We start from the raw sequence: 1191 nt of genomic DNA on the forward strand, positions 1-1191 counted from the left end.
GCTCAGGGTCAGGCCCAGGTTGCCCTTGGCGTACAGGTTACCGCCCTGGCGGTTGTCGAGGCTGGCGCTGTTGATCACGGCGAGCCCATTGCTCTGGATCTGGCCGGACTGATGGTTGTCCAGCACGCCGCGGGTCGTCAGACCCAGGCTGCCCTGGCTGACGATCGAACCTTGCTGGCTGTTGTCCAGGGACGTCGCGTTGACTTGCAGGTTCTGTTGCGCGGCCAGCCGCCCGCCCTGGTTGTTGAAGGCTCCACTGGCCGTGATGCTCAGGGTGCTGCCGGCCGCAATCAGCCCGGCGACGTTGTCCAGGCTGGCAAGCGTCAGGTTGACGTCGGCCAGACTGGAGATCTCGGCCTGGCCGTTGCTCAATGCGCCCAGGTTGGCGCTCAGTGAGCCGTTGCTGTGAATCAGTCCACCCTGGGTATTGAGCAGTTGCCCGGCGGTCACGCCCAGGCTGGCCGTGCTCAGGATCCGACCTTTGTTCTGGTTGCCCAGGGTCGACGCCGCCACGCTGACCTGCCGCTGCCCGCTCAAGGTGCCGCCCTGGTTGCCCAGGGCCTGCGTGGCGCTGACGCTCAGGTCGCGACTGGCGATCACGCTCTGGCCGCTGTTGCTGATGTTCTGTGCCGTGACGCTGACATCGCCGCTGCTGTTGCGGGTGTTGTCGGCATTGACCCCGGCCTCGATGATCGCGAGGTTGCTCAACTGGCCGCCGCTGTTGAGGGTGATGCTGTCCCTGGCCGCCAGGTTGTTCCGGCTGGTCAGGTCTCCCGTGGTCTGCACGTTCAAGCTGCTGCCGGCATAGACCGGACCTTGCGCATCCAGGCTCGCAGCCTTCACGTTGACCGCGCCACTGGCGGTGGCCTGAGCCAGGCTCAGTTGACCGTTGGCATCGAGCTGGATATCGCCGCCACTGGCCGCCAGGTTGCCGGCCAGTTTGACCCCGACCCCGGCCTCGGTGCCCACCAGCTTGATCGCCCCGGCATACATGCCGCCCAGGGCCGAGGAGTCGATGGCCACCTGGGGTTTGGCACTGCCATCGTCGGCCCGCGCCGTAGCCTTGAGGCTCTGGGCATCGACGTCGTTGCGACCGGCCACGATCGTCAGTTGGTTGGCATTGATCTGCGCGTTGATCGTCGCGGCACGGGTGATGATTTCAAAGCGATCGACGTTGTTGGCATTCAGCCC

At 65.7% G+C, this 1191-nt stretch carries 1 protein-coding gene; it reads right to left on the reverse strand.

All coding sequences use genetic code 11. The annotated features are described in order from the left end of the window. Positions 1-1191: two-partner secretion domain-containing protein (locus UCMB321_RS28350; RefSeq protein ID WP_040072008.1), on the reverse strand; the 1191-nt coding region annotated here is incomplete at both ends.

It is taken from the genome of Pseudomonas batumici (assembly GCF_000820515.1).
In the GTDB taxonomy this organism is placed as follows: Bacteria; Pseudomonadota; Gammaproteobacteria; order Pseudomonadales; family Pseudomonadaceae; genus Aquipseudomonas; species Aquipseudomonas batumici.